This window comes from Streptomyces sp. NBC_00654 (genome assembly GCF_026341775.1).
GTDB lineage: Bacteria > Actinomycetota > Actinomycetes > Streptomycetales > Streptomycetaceae > Streptomyces.
The window spans coordinates 4458500-4476116 of record NZ_JAPEOB010000001.1 but is presented as its reverse complement, the minus strand read 5'-3'; the positions used below and the strand labels follow the sequence as shown (position 1 = coordinate 4476116).

Annotated in this window: 12 protein-coding genes and 2 pseudogenes; 9 read left to right on the top strand and 5 right to left on the bottom strand. The window is 69.5% G+C overall.

The features are described 5' to 3' along the window. Positions 1–2: 2 nt before the first annotated feature. The 6 genes from OHA98_RS19060 to OHA98_RS19035 all read left to right on the top strand — a co-directional run bounded on the left by OHA98_RS19060 (position 3) and on the right by OHA98_RS19035 (position 7797). Positions 3–956: a carbohydrate ABC transporter permease gene (locus OHA98_RS19060; RefSeq protein WP_266927334.1), complete on the top strand. Its 954-nt coding sequence runs from the start codon at positions 3–5 to the stop codon at positions 954–956. Continuing rightward, positions 953–1768, top strand: a complete 816-nt coding sequence (locus OHA98_RS19055) for a carbohydrate ABC transporter permease (RefSeq protein ID WP_266927332.1) — start codon at positions 953–955, stop codon at positions 1766–1768. Before OHA98_RS19060 ends, OHA98_RS19055 begins: the two co-directional genes overlap by 4 nt. A gap of 5 nt (positions 1769–1773) precedes the next feature. Further along, positions 1774–3627, top strand: a complete 1854-nt coding sequence (locus tag OHA98_RS19050) for a glycoside hydrolase family 36 protein (RefSeq protein WP_266927330.1) — start codon at positions 1774–1776, stop codon at positions 3625–3627. Between the two features lie 58 nt (positions 3628–3685). Then, positions 3686–4714 carry a LacI family DNA-binding transcriptional regulator gene (locus tag OHA98_RS19045; protein WP_266927328.1) on the top strand — a complete coding sequence of 343 codons (1029 nt, stop codon included), beginning with the start codon at positions 3686–3688 and terminating at the stop codon, positions 4712–4714. Positions 4715–4927: 213 nt separating this feature from the next. Continuing rightward, a complete protein-coding gene (locus OHA98_RS19040; protein ID WP_266927326.1) occupies positions 4928–6964 on the top strand; it encodes a collagenase in 2037 nt (678 codons plus the stop codon). A 392-nt stretch (positions 6965–7356) separates the two neighbouring features. Continuing rightward, positions 7357–7797 carry a hypothetical protein gene (locus OHA98_RS19035; protein WP_266927325.1) on the top strand — a complete coding sequence of 147 codons (441 nt, stop codon included), beginning with the start codon at positions 7357–7359 and terminating at the stop codon, positions 7795–7797. Positions 7798–8521: 724 nt separating this feature from the next. Here the strand turns inward: OHA98_RS19035 and OHA98_RS19030 are convergent. Continuing rightward, on the bottom strand, positions 8522–9682 hold the full coding sequence (locus tag OHA98_RS19030) for a cytochrome P450 (RefSeq protein WP_266927324.1): 1161 nt from the start codon (positions 9680–9682) through the stop codon (positions 8522–8524). Positions 9683–10228: 546 nt separating this feature from the next. Between OHA98_RS19030 and OHA98_RS19025 the strand changes: the two are divergent. After that, positions 10229–10324: pseudogene (locus tag OHA98_RS19025) on the top strand (IS5/IS1182 family transposase); the annotation flags it as partial. A 218-nt stretch (positions 10325–10542) separates the two neighbouring features. On the opposite strand, the pseudogene OHA98_RS19020 reads toward OHA98_RS19025, so the two are convergent. Continuing rightward, positions 10543–10860 (bottom strand): annotated as a pseudogene (locus OHA98_RS19020) (transposase); the annotation flags it as partial. Positions 10861–11064: 204 nt separating this feature from the next. Then, positions 11065–11940 (bottom strand): aminoglycoside phosphotransferase family protein, encoded by an 876-nt coding sequence (locus OHA98_RS19015; RefSeq protein WP_266927956.1) that lies wholly within the window; start codon positions 11938–11940, stop codon positions 11065–11067. Between the two features lie 496 nt (positions 11941–12436). Between OHA98_RS19015 and OHA98_RS19010 the strand changes: the two genes are divergently transcribed. Continuing rightward, positions 12437–13675: an RICIN domain-containing protein gene (locus OHA98_RS19010; protein ID WP_266927323.1), complete on the top strand. Its 1239-nt coding sequence runs from the start codon at positions 12437–12439 to the stop codon at positions 13673–13675. 607 nt (positions 13676–14282) lie between these two features. Here the strand turns inward: OHA98_RS19010 and OHA98_RS19005 are convergent. After that, positions 14283–15542 carry an IS110 family transposase gene (locus OHA98_RS19005; RefSeq protein ID WP_266927321.1) on the bottom strand — a complete coding sequence of 420 codons (1260 nt, stop codon included), beginning with the start codon at positions 15540–15542 and terminating at the stop codon, positions 14283–14285. Between the two features lie 867 nt (positions 15543–16409). On the opposite strand from OHA98_RS19005, the gene OHA98_RS19000 reads away from it, so the two are divergent. After that, a complete protein-coding gene (locus OHA98_RS19000) occupies positions 16410–16736 on the top strand; it encodes a hypothetical protein (RefSeq protein WP_266927319.1) in 327 nt (108 codons plus the stop codon). Between the two features lie 577 nt (positions 16737–17313). Here the strand turns inward: OHA98_RS19000 and OHA98_RS18995 are convergent. Then, positions 17314–17607, bottom strand: coding sequence for a hypothetical protein (locus OHA98_RS18995; protein WP_266927317.1), 294 nt, complete (start codon positions 17605–17607; stop codon positions 17314–17316). Positions 17608–17617: the final 10 nt, after the last annotated feature.

Here is a 17617-nt window from a genome sequence, read left to right as displayed (position 1 = left end):
TCATGACCATCGCCCCGTCCGAACACGCTCCCGCCGCCGCCCCGGCCGGCCGCGGCACCACCGACCAGACCGGCCGCACCCGCCCGGGACGCCGCCGACTACTGACCCGCACTTCCGTCCCGTACCTGCTGATCATGCCTGCCGTGCTGGGCTTCGTGATCTTCAAGGCGTACCCCATCGTCGCCTCGCTCTGGATCAGCCTCACCACCGGCAACGGCGCCGGCCGGCACTTCACCGGGCTCGACAACTACCAGCGCCTGCTGCACGACCCGCTGTTCTGGACCGCGCTGGAGAACACGGCGCTGATCCTGGTCGTCCAGGTGCCGCTGATGCTCGGTCTCGCCCTGCTCGTCGCCCTCGGCCTCAACTCCACCAAGGTCTGGCTGCGCCCGCTCTGGCGCCTCGGCGTCTTCATCCCCTCACTGACCGGTCTGGTCGCCGCGGGCGTGATGTTCTCCGTGATCCTCAACCGCGACGCCGGACTGCTGAACTGGGTCCTCTCCCTGTTCGGTATCGACCGGGTGAACTGGCTCGGCAGCCCCTTCTGGGCCCGCGTCGGCGTCGTCCTCGTCATCACCTGGCACTACACCGGCTACAACGCGGTGATCTACCTCGCCGGCCTGCAGGGCATACCCCAGGAGCTGTACGAGGCCGCGAAGGTCGACGGCGCGGGCCCGATCCGCCGCTTCGTCTCCATCACCCTTCCCCAGCTGCGCCCGATCCTGCTCCTCACCGTGGTGCTCTCCACCATCGGCACCCTGCAGCTCTTCGACGAGCCGTACGTCCTCACCGGCGGCGGCCCCGACAACTCCACCTTGACGGTCACCATGTATCTCTACAACAACGGCTTCAAATACTTCGACTTCGGCTACGCCTCGGCCCTCGCCTACGCGCTCGCGCTGATCGTGGCCGTGCTCGGCCTCCTGCAGGTCCGCCTGATGGGGGAGCGCAAGTGAAGCGCCGCAGCCCCCTCCTCACCCTGCTCCTCGCGGGCGCCTTCGGGCTCTGCGTCGGTCCGTTCTACTGGCTCGCCATGGCCGCCACGCAGGAGAACAGCGACGTGTTCTCCTGGCCGCCGAAGCTGCTGCCCGGCGGTCACCTCATGGAGAACCTCCAGGGGCTCCAGGAATCCATCGGGCTCACCCGCGTCCTGTTCAACACCGTGCTGGTGGCGGGCGTTCAGACGGCCGGCGCGGTCGTTGTCTCGGTCCTCGCGGGATACGCCTTCGCCAAGTTCGAGTTCCGCGGGCGCAATCTGTTCTTCGTCCTGCTGCTCAGCACCCTCGTCCTCCCCGATACGGTGATGCTCATCCCGATCTTCGAGATGATGATGAAGCTGGGCCTGATCGACTCCTACCAGTCCGTCATCCTCCCCGGCCTGGTCACCCCGTTCGGCATCTTCCTGATGCGCCAGTCACTGCGCTCCATGCCCGACGAACTCCTGGACGCGGCCCGCGTCGACGGCGCCGGCGAACTGCGGGTGCTGTGGCGGATCGTCATCCCGGTCAACCGGCCGGTCATCGCCGCTCTCGCGCTGTTCGTCTTCCTGGGCGGATGGAACCAGTTCGTCTGGCCACTGATCGCGTTGCGCAGCCCCGACATGTACACGCTGCCCGTGGCCACCGCCACCCTGCAGGGCCTTGCGACCACCAACTACGCGCAGGTCCTGCTCGCCGCCGCCATCGCCGCCATCCCTGTGATGGCCCTCTTCCTCGTCCTGCAACGCCAGTTCATCTCCGGCCTGCTGGCCGGGGCCACCAAGGAGTGACCACCGTGACCACCGAAGTACCCGCGGTCCCGCAGCAGCCGGTCCAGATCTGGCGCCCCAACGCTCCGGCCGACGCGACCCCCGACGCCATCGTCCACCGGCAGCTCGCCACAGGGCTGTTCCACGGTGCCGGCGTCCCGCTCACCGTCCACCTCACCGGGCTCGGCTGCGACCGGCTGGAGACCTCTGTCACCCCGGTCGGTGACGGCGTGGCCGTCATCGAGGTCACGGCGCCGGTCCCGGCCACCGTCCGTGCCGAATGGCGGATACCCTGCGTCGGGGCCACCGCCTACTGGACACCGGACACCAACGCCTCGCGCTGGCTGCCGCCGTCGTGGGTCGCACCCCGGACCGTCTCGCTCGCCCTGGGTGCCCCCGTCGCCAGTCTGATCGGCGCCGACGACCGCGCGCTGTGCACCGCCGCCGCCGGGGAGACCTCCGCACCCGTGCGCGTCGGCGCCGGTGTGGTGGAGGAGAGCGGCGAGTTCGCCTTCACCGTGGAGCAGGACCTCACCCCGGAGGGGCCGCCGCTGCGGCTGCGGATCGATCTCGGCGGCCGCCACTTCGCAGCCACCCTGCGGTCCGTCACCGACTGGTGGGCCGAGGGCCTGGACCACCCCGGCATCGCGCCCGCCGCCCGGATGCCCGCCTACTCGACCTGGTACAGCCTCCACCAGAACGTCGACACCGCCGCCGTCGAACGCCAGGCCGCCCTCGCCGCGGCCGTCGGCTGCGAGAGCATCATCGTCGACGACGGCTGGCAGACCACCGACCGCGCGCGCGGCTACGGCCACTGCGGTGACTGGGAGCCCAACCCGGAGGCCTTCCCCGACCCCTCGGCCCATGTCGCCGAGGTCCACCGGCTCGGTGTCGCCTATCTCCTCTGGTACGCGGTGCCGTTCATCGGCCGGCACAATGACGCCTGGGACCGCTTCAAGGGCATGATCCTGCGCGAGGAGCCCCACCTGGACGCGGCCGTGCTCGACCCCCGCCACCCCGAGGTCCGGGCGTACCTGATCGAGAAGATCGCCCGCTCCGTGGAGGAGTGGGGCATGGACGGTGTGAAACTCGACTTCATCGACCGCTTCGCCGTCGCCGGTCCCCCGCCCGCCCCGGCCGGCGCCGACCGCACCACCGTCCACGAGGGCGTCCTCCAACTGCTCGCCGACCTCGACACCCGGCTGCGCCGCACCCGGCCGGACGTGATCGTCGAGCACCGCCAGCCCTACGTCAGCCCGGGGCTGTGGCCGTACGCCACCATGGTCCGCGCCACCGACTGCCCGCTCAGCCCCGCCGAGAACCGCCAGCGCACCGTCGACTGCCGGCTCACCGCCGGCCCGCTCGCCGTCCACGCCGACATGATCACGTGGCACTCCGACGAGACGTCCGAGTCCGTCGCCGTCCACCTCGTCAACGCTCTGTTCTCGGTGCCGCAGATCTCCGTCGACCTCGCCGCCCAGAGTCCTGACCGGCTCGCCACCCTGCGCTTCTGGCTCGGCGTCTTCCGCCGGTACGCCGACGTCCTCCAGCTCGGCGTCCTGGAACCCGTGCGACCGGACCTCGGCTACCCCCTGGTCCTTGCCCACGACCACAGCACCACCGTGGTCGCCCGCTACGCGCCGCTGCCCGTCGCCCTCCCGGACCGGCACGCCGCGGACGGCCCGCAGACCCTGCTCGTCGCCAACGCGGACGTCGACACCGTGGTGCTCCTGACCGCCACCCGGCCGGAACAGGCACTCGCCCGCGTCCAGGACTGCCGTGGTGAGATCCTGTCCGAGACCGCGCTCGACCTCGTCGCCGGGGTGAACCCGGTGACCGTGCCGACCGGCGGCCTGCTCACCCTGACCCGCGAGCGCTGACAACCGCGGGCTGGGGGCCGCCACCCGCAGTCCCCAGCCCGCCGACCACAGAGGAACGATGACCGCTCGACAGGTGACCATCGAGGACGTCGCACGCTCGGCCGGAGTCTCCCGCCAGACCGTCTCGAACGCCCTCAACGCCCCCCACCGGCTGCGCGCCACCACCCTCGCCCGGGTCACCGCCGCCATCGACGAACTCGGCTACCAGCCCGACCAGTCCGCCCGCAGCCTGCGCACCGGCACCCGCAAGGTCATCGGCTATCCCGCCCCCGCGGACAATCCCGCCGACCCCAACCCCCTGATGGGCGGCTTCCTCCAGGCACTGGTGACCGCAGCGGACGCCGTCGGCCACCGCATCCTGGTGTTCCGCTCCGATCCCCAACAGGGCTCCGGAGCGGTGGCCAAGTCCTTCAACGGACTGATCGCGGCCCGCCAGGTCGACGGGTTCGTGCTGTCCGACGTCATCCACGACGACCCCCGTGTGGACGTGCTCACCGAGGCCGGATTCCCGTTCGCCGCCTTCGGCCGTACCGCCCCCGGCCGCCCCCAGAACTGGGTGGACATCGACTCCACCGCCGCCACCGCCGCACTGGTCGGACTCCTGCTCGACCAGGGCCACCGCCGGATCTGTTACATCAACTCCGCCGCGTCCCTGCCCTGGCTCGCCGACCGCAGGGCCGGCTTCCTGCAGGCCGCGGCCGCCGCCCCCGACGGCGCCTTCGAGGTCGGGGTCCCCGACGATGAACCGGCCGCACTTTCCCACGCCGTCCGGCGCCTGCTCACCGGCCCCGACCACCCGACCGCCCTGGTCTGCGCAAGCGACTGGCTGGCCCTGACCGCCTACCAGGCCGTCCGCGCCGCAGGCCTCACCGTCGGCGGCGACGTCGCCGTCACCGGCTTCAACGACATGCCGCTCTGCACGCTGCTCCAGCCCTCCCTCACCAGCGCGCGCCTGCCCCTTGCAGCCATTGCCCATGCCCTTGTCGATCAGCTGATCACCACCGTCGAGGACCCCACTACCGCCCCGACGAACGGGCTGCTGCTTCCCGCGGAACCGGTTGTGCGCGGCAGCACGCCGGGGCGGTAGTGGGTGGCCGTCGCCCGTCACGCCCCCCGGCGTGACGGGCGGCGGGACCACGGCCGCCCCGGCTCGGCAAGGGCCCGGGAGGAATCCCGGGTGAATTCCTGATGCAAGGGCCTTCCCGGTGCAGTGTGGCATGTGAAATTGTACATTGCACAACGGGCATGCACATGCCAATCCGTGGCATGGCCCGTCAAATCCCCCCATGGGAGAGCGAACATGCGAATATCTTTAGCGCGCCGAGACGCGCACCGGACGCACCGACGCGCAGCTGCCCCCCTGGCTGCCCTGGCCCTGGCCCTGAGCCTGGGGGGCGGGCTCCTCGCCGCCCCGGGTCTCGCCGCCGCGGCCCCGTCCTCCATCTCCGGTCCGGCGGGTGCCCCCACGGCCGCCGGGACGCAGCTCAGCCTCCTCGGCGCCGACCCGGACGCCCCGCGGGCCCAGTTGGACGTGGTACCGGCCGCGGCGGCGCACTCGGGCCGGCGCGCCCGCACCGCCTCCGACCGTCCACCGCTCAGTGCCGACCAGTCCGCCCAGCGCACCGACTACGACCAGCCGGGGGCCGGGAAGGCCGTGCATCCGCGCCCCTCGCTGCACGGGCGGAAGAGCGGAGTCCGGTCAGCCGACTGTCAGATCGGCGACTTCACCCAGAACACCGGCGACGCACTGGTGCGGAAGATCAAGGAGTCCGCCACCGACTGCGTCAACACGCTGTTCACCCTCACCGGCGGCGACGCGCGCGGGGCCTTCCGCGAGGAGCAGATGGCCACCGTCGCGCAGGCGCTCCGGGCCGGCTCGGCCGACTACCCCGGCGACGGCTCCACCGGGATGCCTCAACTGGTGCTGTTCCTGCGCGCGGGCTACTTCGTGCAGTGGTACCACCCGGACGACGTGGGCCCGTACGGCGGCACACTGAAGTCCGCGATCCAGGGCGGTCTGGACGCCTTCTTCGCCGCCCCGCACTCGCAAGACGTCACCGACGCCAACGGTGAGACGCTTTCCGAGGCGGTCGTCCTGGTCGACAGCGCCCAGGAGAACGCCCGCTACCTGTCCGTCGTCAAACGGCTGCTGACCGACTACGACGAGAGCTACGACAGCTCGTACTGGATGGTCAACGCGGTCAACAGCGTCTTCACGGTGCTCTTCCGCGGCCACCAGGTGCCGGAGTTCGTCACTGCGGTGGAGCAGGACCCGAGCGTGCTGGACACCGTCACCAAGTTCGCCTCGGACCACATCGGGGTGCTCAGCGGCGACAAGTGGTTCCTCGTCTACAACGCCGGACGCGAGCTGGGCCGCTTCCTCCAGCACGACAGCCTGCGCGACAAGGCCCTTCCGCTGGCCAAGGACCTGCTCGCCAAATCGCAGATCACCGGTCCCACCGCCCCGCTGTGGGTGGGCGTCGCCGAGATGACCGACGCCTACGACAAGGAGCGGTGCGAGGAGTACGGCACCTGCAACCTCAAGGAGCGGCTGACCGACGCGGTGCTGCCCGTGCGGCACGACTGCGGAGGCGGCATCACCGTCAAGGCCCAGGAGATCACCACCGACCAGCTGGCCGAGGCCTGCCGCAGCATGAGCGAACAGAACGCCTTCTTCCACACCGTGGCGCGGGACAGCGGTCCCGTGAAGGACGACACCAACGAGACCATCGAGGTCACCGCTTTCGACTCCAGCAACAACTACCGGACCTACGCCGGGATCATCTACGGCATCGACACCAACAACGGCGGCATGTACCTGGAGGGCGACCCCTCGGCGGAGGGCAACCAGCCGCGCTTCATCGCCTATGAGGCGGAGTGGCAGAAGCCCGAATTCGCCATCTGGAACCTCAACCACGAGTACACCCACTACCTCGACGGCCGGTACAACATGTACGGCGACTTCGAGGACGGCATGACGACACCGACCGTCTGGTGGGTCGAGGGCTTCGCCGAGTACGTCTCCTACTCCTACCTCAAGGAGACCTACGAAGCGGCGATCACCGAGGCCGGAAAGCACACTTACCGGCTGAGCACGCTGTTCGACACCACCTACGCCAACAGCAACCAGGACCGGACCTATCGCTGGGGCTACCTGGCCGTCCGTTTCATGGTCGAACGGCACCCGGGCGAGGTGGACACCCTGCTCCGCTACTACCGCAGCGGTGACTGGCCGGGCGCGCGCGACCTTCTGACCCGGTCCATCGGTGGAGCCTACGACGCCGAGTTCGACCAATGGCTGACCGACTGCGCGGCGGGCGCCTGCAAGGCCTCTTGACCTGCCGGCCCGTCCGGGCGACCGGTCGGGCCGCTCCGCCGCCCCCAGTCCGGGGGCGGCGGAGTGCTTTGGCGATGCGACCCGCCGTCCGTGCAGGGAGAAGATGCGGTGGGCGATGCGGAGGGGCGGACCGCGCCCGGTCCGAGCGTGGACAAGGCGCGGAAGGCGGCGGAGAGGAAGGGCCTTGGCGACCCGACGTTCCGCGAGCCCGACGTGCAACCGGACCCCCGATCCGGCGGCCGGCACGACTGCGCTGTCGGTAGGTCCGGCCAGTGGAATGCGAGGCGTTCCCGGGGCACGGCTCGGCACACGCGAACCTCCCACCCGGGAAAGAAGCCGGCGCCTGGGGCCCTGGTGCGCGGGGTGGCGGCCGGACAGGCTAGTTTGCTCGGGTGAGTCTTCTTGATGATGTGGCAGAGCGCGACGGCTGGCGGTGCTGGGTGTGCGACGAAACGGTCGACCCCGACATGTCGGTGAACGACCCGCGGGGGCCCAGCGTTGACAGCCGGACGGCCGACCGGAAGGCCAAGGTCGCCGAGCGGCTCGCGCACCGCGGGTGCAATACCCGCAAGGGCGCGGTCAAGGTGGTCATCGCCTGGCCGGACCGGCTGTACGTGGTCGAACCCGCGCCGCTGATCACCGTTGCCGAGAGGCTGGAGCGCAAGGGGGGCCGCGAGATGGTGGGCCGTTGTCCCAGCAGGCAGGACGCCCAAGAGGCGGCGGATTGGCTGGTGGACCGGTTCTCCCGACTGGTACCGGGGCTGCCGGTGACTGCCGACATCAAGGCAGGCGGCGGCCAGTTCCTCGTCACCCTGGCCGCCGGCCGCCGCTGACCGGGCATCACCGGCGCACACTCGCCGCGTCGAACCGAACCGTTGACCCATGCCGACCTGACCTGGCACGAGCCGGCCCACGGGCGCATGGCGGGCCGCGACCGGACGACCCCCGGCTCGACTCAGCGTCGGGACCGGGCCCGCCCCGACGGCCCTGTCCCCCATCTCAGATCCCTCTCGGTGGACCACAACCGCCGCCCCACGCCCCTCAGCACGTCGGACTGACGGCCCCGGCTTGGGGTACGGCTCGCCCCGAGCGTCGCAGTGCGATCACCGCTGTCGGCCCCGTGGTGGAGATGCTGCCGTCCGACAGGGTGAACAAGCCGGCCTGGCCGGGTGGTCCGGACTGCCGGACCTGGACGGATGTACACCGCTGCCGGTGCCCATCTTCCGCCTCCTCCACGTGGAACACACCGTGCGACGACGACGATTCAGCAGATCGGCACTGGTCCCGTGGGCGAACTCGGGACCCCGGCCGGGTCCTCCCGCTGGCAGTTCTCGGGCACCTGCCAGGGGTGGGCCGGCGAGCTGTCCAGGTTCGCGATCCGAGTCGGGGGCCGGGTCGAGTCCGTTTCGGATTCCGGCCGGGCCGGTCAGCGGGAGCGGTGAAGAAGCAGTCCCGGCCCGGGTGGCACTTCACCACTTCCTCGTCGGTGTCGGGAGCAGGGTTCGGGACGAGCGGTGATGCCCTGACACCTCGTGAGTCGTAGGTGTGCGAGTTGTGCTACCAGGTGGCGGGCAGGCTCAGGGGGCTTCGGGTGAGGTTGCTCTGGCGCCATGTGATGGCGTCCACCGGTACGGACAGCCGCAGGCCGGGGAGCCGTGAGGCCAGATGACTGAGAGCGATGCGGAGTTCCGTGCGTGCCAGCCAGGTGCCCGGACAGTAGTGCTGTCCGACGCCGAATGCCAGGGTGGGCTGTTGCAGTGGGGCGAACAGGTCCGCGCAGGGGCCGCCGGGGAACACCGCGGGATCACGGTTGGCCGCGGCCCGGTCGGCGATGACGAGTTCGCCGGTGCGGACCTTCACGCCGCCGATCTCGATGTCCTCCGTGGCTCGCAGGAGGTTGGTGAGCTTTTCGGGGTCGTTGAGGGGGATCAGGTGAATCAGCCGCTCGGTCAGGGCCGCTGCCGCCTTCTCGTCGGTTCCCAGCCGCTCCCAGTCCTGCGGGCGTTCACTCAGGCAGTAGAGCAGGGCGTTGCCGAGCATGGTCATCGTGGTGTCGTAGCCACCGATCACCAGGGTGCTGATCAGCTTGACGAGTGGGGCGTCGGGGATGCCGCCCTGGTGGTCGGCGGAACGGATGAGGTGGCTGATCAGATCTTCGCCTGGGGTATGCCGCCGTTCGGCGAGGAGCCCGGCGGTGAACTCGGTGAGTTCGTGATGGGCGAGGGCGGATTCGTGGGTGCTGCCCGTGGTGAGGGCGAGGCAGTACTCGTTCCAGCGCAGCAGGCGGTCGTGGTCCAGGTCCTGCACGCCCAGCAGTGTGCTGGTGACGGTAATGGGGAACGGCTGGGTATAGCGGGTGACGAGGTCCGCCGGAGAGCCCTGCCGGATGAGGTCGTCGAGGAGCCGGTCGGCGGCTTCGGCCACGCGTGGTTCCATGCGTGCGATCGCACGGGGGGTGAACGCGCCCTGCACGGTGCGTCGCAGTCGCCGGTGGGCTGCCCCGTCCTGTTTGGCCAAGAACTCGGGGTCGTCCAGCACGCTGGAGGAACCGGGCAGTGAGATGCGTGCGAAGCGGGCGTCGACCAGCAGTCGGCGCACATCGTGGTAGCGGGTGAAACGCCAGACGGGCGTCCCGTCGTGGAGCGGAGTCCGGCAGGGCGGGCCCGGCTCATCGAATTGCAGGCGGTGCAACGGCAGCGTGTCGTTGGTGGCGGGCATGGTCTCCTCGTCCGCGCAAGGCTGTGTTTCCGACGGCTTCTGACATACGTACTGCGCACACGGCCTGGCCGGCGGCCCGCCAGGCCGTGTGCACCCCATCGCGGAACCGGTTCCGGGCAGAACCTGTGCCGGCCCCTCCGGGCCCGGTGCGCGCGGCAGGGCCCACGGCCTCCAGATCAGGGTTGCCGTAGCCCCTCTGCCATGCTGGCGGGACTTGTCCTCATTTCCCTTACACCGAAGGGAAATCACCCGAACGTGGACGTCAGCCCGGAAACAGCAGTTCGTCAAGCCGGCACCGGTCATCTTCCGGGAATCCGCACTGGGCCAAGCGGTTGCACGCCCTTGCGCCGGCTGCCGCACCGGCGCAAGGGTGTGCCGCTTCCCGGGCAGGATCGACGTTCGCGCGGGTGTGAGGCTGGCCCTTTGGAGTGGACACCCTGACGATGGATCTGGATGGTCCAGGGAGGGATGTCCAGGTGGACGCGGGTCTCCGTATCCGAAGAAGTTCAGGAAGCACGCTGTCGCGCTCCACCGGGCCGCGGCCGAGGTGACACCTACGCCCGCCTCACGGCGGGACTCCACGTCGGGATCGCCACGGTCTACCGCCGCATACACGAGGCCGTCGACCTCTTGGCCGCCCTGACGGGCCCAGGCGGTTCCTGGGTATCTCCCAAGACCTCCTGTATCCCCGCGCGTCCCGTGGCCAACGCGCCCGGAACGCGGGGCGTTGGCTCGCCTGCCGGGGCCTCCGCCTAGCTTGTCTCTACCTGGTTCGCCAGAGTTTGGTACCGACCTTGTGGTGGGCGGATCGAGTGTATGCCTGGCCGGTGGCGAGGATTCTGCCCACGTCGTGGCGGGTGGCGGTCCGGGACTGTGGCAGCGTCCGGCCGAAGCCACGGCGAAACGTCCGCCGCCAGGACCAGCCTGCCGTCCGCCGCCTTCGGCCGCGGCACCCCGGCCAGGGTCCGCCGCAGTCGGCCGATGCCGATCCGACCCTGGTCGAGCCCACCGTAGAGAGATCCGTGGCTACGGCGGCGTTCCGGCACGAGGGCCGGCTCGATGAGCGACCGCACAGGCCCGTCCGTGCACAGCACCGCGTCCGTCAGCTCGAACAGCGCATCGGGGCGGACGGTCAGGCAGTCGGAGAAGTCGGTCCGGAACCGTGACAACACAGTCAGAGATCAACGCGGGCAGCGTCGCGCAGCAGACTCACCCTCGCGGCCTTGGCATGATCAACAGCATCGACAACGCACATGATCACACCAGGGCCGCACCAGCCACCCCCGGCCGGCTGACGGACACCCGACCGACCATCGCGCTCGACCGTCCGCCGCCTCCAGCGGAGCGCGGGAGCACGAGACGATCGGGAATACCGGGTGTGCTCACTGGGTCAACGCGAGCAGTTCATCGATCACCGGTTTCTCACCACCGCTACCGAGGTGGGCGATGGCCACGAACGGTGCGATCACCTGGCTCCAGGCATGGAGCCGGTCGCCATCGAGCCCGCACGCCACCGCCACACGCGCGCAGCGGGTCTCGACGCCCTCCAGCCCGGCACCGGCTACGACGTAGTCCACAGCGTCGAAGCACGGATCACCGACACAGGCTTTCGGGTCGATGGCCATGAGACCGCGCTCCGCGCCGCCGTCGAGCACATTGCCCAGGTGCAGGTCACCGTGGAGCAACACGGTTGTCGCTTCCGTGTCCAGCAGCCGCTCGCACCGCTGGATGGCCCTGTCCCACGCGGTAGCGTCCATCTGTGCACTGATCGCAGGCTCGGACAGCCGCCTGCCGACCCGGGCGAAGGCCTCCTCGCACCGCCCCCGCAGCACACGCGTCGGCAACGGAGGCGGAGCGACCCCGTGCAGAGCGGCGAGCAGCTCCGACCACTGCCCCGGAAGCGGAGCAGCGGGCATGTCCCCCGCAGTCGTTCCGGGCACGATCTCCTCCAGCACCATCGCGCCTGCTTCCTCGTCGACGGCCAGCACCGAGGGCACCCGGCCCGAGGCGGCGAACCACCCCAGCATTTCGACCTGTTCGGCCATAAGGGCCCGCTCCGGACTGATCTTCAACACCGCGGGCGTGCCGTCGGGCCAACGGCACCGCAACGCGACCGACGAAGCACCGTCCGGGAGGGACTCACCGAGCGAAAGTCCCCACTGGGACGTCAGCCGCGCGATGAGATCCGGCGTGTCAGCGCACCATTCGGCGACCTGGGGTCCGAATCGACGTACCAAGCGCGTAGTGACGCTTTCCACATCCACCAGCAGTTGTTTCACATGGGTCAGTGTGCCGCTCGCGCGATCTTTGTCCACCGCTTTTCCACCGCTCGCTGTGAACGCGAGCCGACGAGCGAATCGGACCAGAGCACTCCCCCACGCTTGGTGAGAATCGCAACGCCTTCGCTGAGACGGATCGGCGGACGTTGAACAACAGGCCGAGTGGCTGTTGTCGTACCGAAACTTGGGGGTTGTCGATAGAACGAGAGTCCCGATCGGGTGGTTGCGGGTGCTCGGCGCATACGAGCAGGGCCTCCTGAACAGCTCGTTGGCGTCGAATCATCGAGCAACATCACGAGGCCCTGGTGCCGTAGTGACAGTAATCCGTGTCGATGGGCTGACAGTCGAGTTCCGTCACGCTGGATGGTGACTGTCTGGAACACCGGTTCGGAAACGCCGCCGCCGACGGGTCCCGCCCGTATGGATAACCGACAGATTCGAGGGCGCACGGCCGGTCCGAGCATGCACCACAGCGATGGACCACCTGTTCGTGCGCTTCGCCACCCGCAACAACCAGGTGTGGCGGGTCGCCGACTCCACCGGCACGGTCTACACCTACAACACGCCGACACAGTCGAACATATCGGCGAGCGTCGCTCTCGGCACCGTCAAACCGACCACCGAGGCCCGTGCCTGGCACGCTTTCGACACCGTCAACCTGCTCTGGTCGCGCCGGGTCAACTCGACCACTCCGTGCTGGACGGCCGCCGAGACGAACGCCGCGAGCTGCACCACGCTGACGGTGCGCCGGCAGACCGGGTCCACCGACGGCCCGTGGTACGACCTGTCGAACACCGTCCACCTGGCCGATGCCGACCCGGACTCCGAGCACACCGTGCTGCACGAATCGGGCCACTTCTTCCAGCACCGGCTGTACAACGGCACGTTCCCGTCCGTCACCAACTGCAACCCGCACTACATCCAGGCGGTGTCGTCCGCCACCTGTGCCTGGACCGTAGGCTTCGCCGACTCGGCGGCCGCCTACCTCCTGGGCGACCAACGCTACGTGTGGCCGGACGGCTCGTCCTACCCGTTCACCGCCGCCGCGGGCTGGCAGACCGGCGACCAGGTGCAAGGCAACGTCGACGGCGCGCTGCTCCAGCTGTGGAACCAGGTGGACGGCAGCTGGGACCGCACCATCACCACCCTGGCCTCGCATACGCCCGCGACCTTCGCCGACTGGTTCAGGAACGTCCGCCCGACGGCCGTGCCGCCGCTGTCCACCACCGGCGCAGCGCTGACCGCGCTGGACACGCACGCCATCAACTACGGCCCCACGGTCGTTGGTGACAACGCCTACCACGCGCTCAGCAACGGCGGTGGCGTCGCCCTCCAACGCGGCGGGACCTGCAGCGTCACCATCTCATCGGTGGCCCGGTTCGCCACGCTGGATACCTCCCGGGCCTCACAGCGCTGGAAGTTCACCTCCAACAGCGACGGCACCGTGCGGATCTGTGACAGCTGCCCGATCCCGCTCTACCTGACCGCACCGACCACCGCCGGCGGCCAGGTCTCCCTGCAGGCCGTCAGCCTCGGTGCCGCCAACCAGCGCTGGCAGGTGACACAGAACGCCGTCGGCACGTACACCCTGACCAATCCGGCCACCGGCTTCGTCCTGGACGGCAACGCGACTGCGGGCCAGGCGGTCATCGCCAACACCGCTTCCGCCGGCTCGGCCGGCCAGAAGTGGGCGTCGGTCTACTCCATCTCCTGACACCGGCCGAACTCCGACCCTGACGTCGGGCATGGAAGCAGGGCCTCCTGCACAGCCCCTGGGTGTCGAGTCCGAGAGCAGCAGGAGGCCCCTGTGCCGCAGCCTTCCGTGCAGGTGACAAGCGCGTCCAGCTCAGCTTTCCCACAGTGTGACTGCCTCGCGCACATGTACGGGAACGCGGCCGACAACGAGGATCACGTACGACGCCACCCGTCCGACATGACCGATGCGGAGTGGGCGGTGGTCCGGAACCTGCTTCTGGTGCCGGCATGGATGAACGTCGAGGACGGGCAGCCTGAGGCGTACCGCCACCGGCAGATGATCGATGCGGTGCGCTATGTGGTCGCCGGCGGCATCACGCGGCGGGCGATGCTGGCAGACCTCCCCCGCCTTGTCCCGCCAACTCCTTCTTCCGACGCCGGCGGTACAAGGGCCTGGTGGCTGAGTTCCACGACCGGCCGCACGACCGGGTGCGCGAGGCGGCCGGCCGGGACCGGGAACCGACCGCAGGGATCATCGACGCCCGGTCCGTCAAAGTCGCCTCGTCCGTTCCGGCCGTGTCACGGAGCTTCGACGGAGGCAAGAAGACATCCGATGCGGAAAGTCGTCAAGCCGCCAGGGACAGCTGGACTTCTCGTGGCGCGGGGAAGGCGATGTCCTCGCTGAAGTGCGTGCGCTGGGTGAGGCAGTGGTGGAGGCAGCCGATCATGCGGCTGAAGAGGTTGCGCTGGGCGGCGGTGTGCCGGTCGCCGGCGTTGCGGCGGCGGTCGTAGTGGGCCCGGGCTCCGGTTGAATGGGCCATCGCCGAGAAGGCCCACATGTAGCCGACCCCGGCCAGCCGCTGGTTCTTGACCCTGCGGGCCATGACCACCGTGCTCCTGCCGGAGGCCCTGGTGATGGGGGCCGCACCCGCGTAGGCCTTCATGCCCCGGGGGTCTGCGAAGCGGGAGCGGTCGTCGCCGATCTCGGCCAGGACGCGGGCGCCGCTGAGGGGGCCGAGCCCGGGGAAGCTGGTGATGATCCCGGCGTCAGGGTGCTCCTCGAAGGCCTCGGTGGTGGCTTCGGCAAGGTCGTCGGCGCTGGTGCAGGCGGCGTCCAGCTGACGCAGGAGCGCGAGGGCCTGCCTACCCATGGCCTTTTCCACCAAGGGGAGTTGGCGCATCTGCGGCGATCGGAGAGCGGTATGGAGGCGCTCGGCCTCAGCGTCGATCGTGTTCTTGCGGCCAGCCTTCTTCAGCAGGGCCCGCAGCTGGGCGCGGGTGAGCTTGGCGGCTTGTTGCGGGGTCGGTGCCGCGGCAAGGAGGACGCGGGCGATCGGGTGGAAGATCCCTTCACGTCGGTGGCCGACGGCCGCCAGGTAGCCGGGGAAGTACTCGCGCAGGTGCGATGTCAGCTTGTTGCCGGCCTGGGTGCGGTCCCAGACCGCGTTCTGCTGAGCACGGGCGAGCACGGCGACGGCCTGGACGAGCTCGGTGTCGGCGGGCAGCTGCCGGTGGGCGTCGGCGTCGGTGCGGAGAATGTTCGCCAGCACCAGGGCGTCCAGGTGATCCGACTTCTTGCGCGCGACGGTCCGGCGCTCGCGGTAGCGCGCAGCGGCCATGGGGTTGATCGCGTACACAGGGCGGCCGGTCGCGCGCAACGCAGCGACCAGGAGGCCGTGCGAGGTCTCGATGGCCACCGGGATCGGGCTCTCCGCAGTGTCGCCGTGTTCGGCGAGCATCTGGAGGAGCTCGTTCAGGCCTTCGACGCTGTCGTCGATGCGGGCCCGGGCCTTCAGCGCGCCCGATTCGTCCACGATGGCTATGTCGTGGTGGTCGCTGGCCCAGTCGATGCCGCAGAACACTCTCACTTGCTCCAGCTCTCTCATCTGCTTCCTGCGTTTTAGCTGGTCAAAGCCGTGCAGGGCATGCGTCTCTCTAATGGAAGGGCTCGTTGGCCCGACATCCGATTAGCCGTTCATGACCCCAGCGACCTGCGGGGCCCTCAGTCTCGAACGGAGCTGGTGGCTCCCGATCACGTAAGAGGTGGTCCCCGCAGGAGGCTTGAACCATGATGATCATCGGTCATCAAGGGGGTGGTGCTCGTCGTCGGCGGCGAGCGTCAGCACACGTCAGTCTTCTTTGAGGGCTCACGGGCCCGGATCAACGGAGGACGTTGTGCTGACGCCGGCGGCCGACGACGAGCGGGCTCCAGTCGTGCCAACTGCCGCCCATTAGGTCAACGGCCGAAAGGCACATCGTGGTGGACGCCCGCAGCCTGCTGCCGGCCGTGACGACCGGCTCCAGACCCAGCGGGGCGGCGTGCTGCCCGCGCGGGCTGATCAGCGCCCATCGCGACCGGCGACGCCGCCTCGGTACCGCGCGGTTCCGCCAGTACCTCGCCGAACCGCCTCCCGGGCGATCACGAACCGGTCCCACGCGGCCTCCGCCTCCCCCAGCTCAGCCTGAGAAGGCTTCCACAACGGCTTCCGACGTCCCACACCCCCACCAGGGCCGGCAATTGGTCTGTACCAAATCTGGCCAAGCTCTTGCCAGGACCCGCGTACCTGGGAAGGATTCTGCTCGCGATCAAGCGGGGAATCACTCGCTTTCTCATCCATTGTTGCGCTTTGGTATGCGCGGCGCCCGTGCCACCCCACAGGACCGCCTGCCGAAACCGGATCGTTCCGTTCCACACTCTCCCCGCACATGCGCCCCCTTCCCAGCACGCATCGTCATCAGAAGAAGGAGTCCCCATGTTCACGAAGCCCCTGTTCAGGAAGCGCGGTCTCGCCGGTGCCGTGGCCGTCGCGGCGGCCACGGCGGGCATGATGCTGGCCACGGCGCCCGCCGCCCAGGCAGCTCCCGGCGACTGCACCGTCTCGTCCGGGACCAGCCTCTCCAGCCTCTGCACCAGCGGTACCGGTCAGCACCGGATCCACGCGGTGCTCAACCCGCTCGACCCCAGACTGCCGCAGCGCATCATCCTCGGTAACTGGGCCCCGGTCGGCCAGGCTTCGGTCGCCTCCAACCCTTGGGGTGCGGGGTACGTCGTGAGCGCCTGGGTAGACCGCATCGACTAGGACGCGTGTCGACTCGCGATCTCATTCCGAGACATGCCTCACCAGTCGTCGGTACAGCAGTCGCCCGGCCCAGCCCACCGACACCGGCCGGGCCGGCAGTACGCCCGCTCTGCCTGTCCCTGGACAGGGCCACCGCCGTACCTGAGTCAGACCCGTTGGAGTGGACACCCTGACAATGGACCTTGATGGTCCATGGCGGGGTGTCCAGGCGGGACGCAAGTCTCTGTATCCGGAGGAGTTCAGGAAGGATGCTGTCGCGCCTCACCGGGCCGAGGCCGAGGCGCGGACGTACGCAGTGGTGGGGCGCGGCTCTCGGTATCACCGCGGGGTCGCTGCGGACGCGGGTAGGCAAGGACGAGTCCCGTGCCCGTTCCGAAGCCCGTGACGGCAGCGTCAGTGCGACGGAGGAAACCGACCCGGCTGCGGGCCGGAGAACGCCAGACTGCCCGAAGCCGAGCAGGAGTGGCGGCTGAAACGCGAGATCCCCCGCCGGGCGGCCGCCTGTTCACCCGTGATTGTGTCCTCGACACGAAGGGGAGTTGACAGTGCGCCGATTCCGATCAGTCGGCGATGTCCGTCAGTTGGGCGGTTCTGCAACGTGATGAAGCTCCTGGCAGGAGGTCTCACGACCAAGTTCCACCGCGCCCCACCAGGAACTTCGTGTCTCGACACCGACAGTCATGGGGGCCGAGGGCGCGAAGGTACGCATGCGCTCGGCGTCCCGGAGCACTTGGTCGTCGCCCGGCGGCATGTCCTGCCGGTGGCTGATCGCCAGGACCATCACCTGGTTCCGCGCCTCGTCGTCCGCCAGGTGCAGCGAGATCCGCCGGCCGCAGTCCCGCGCCGCCGAGCGGAACAGGAGCTCGACCACCCGGCGGGAG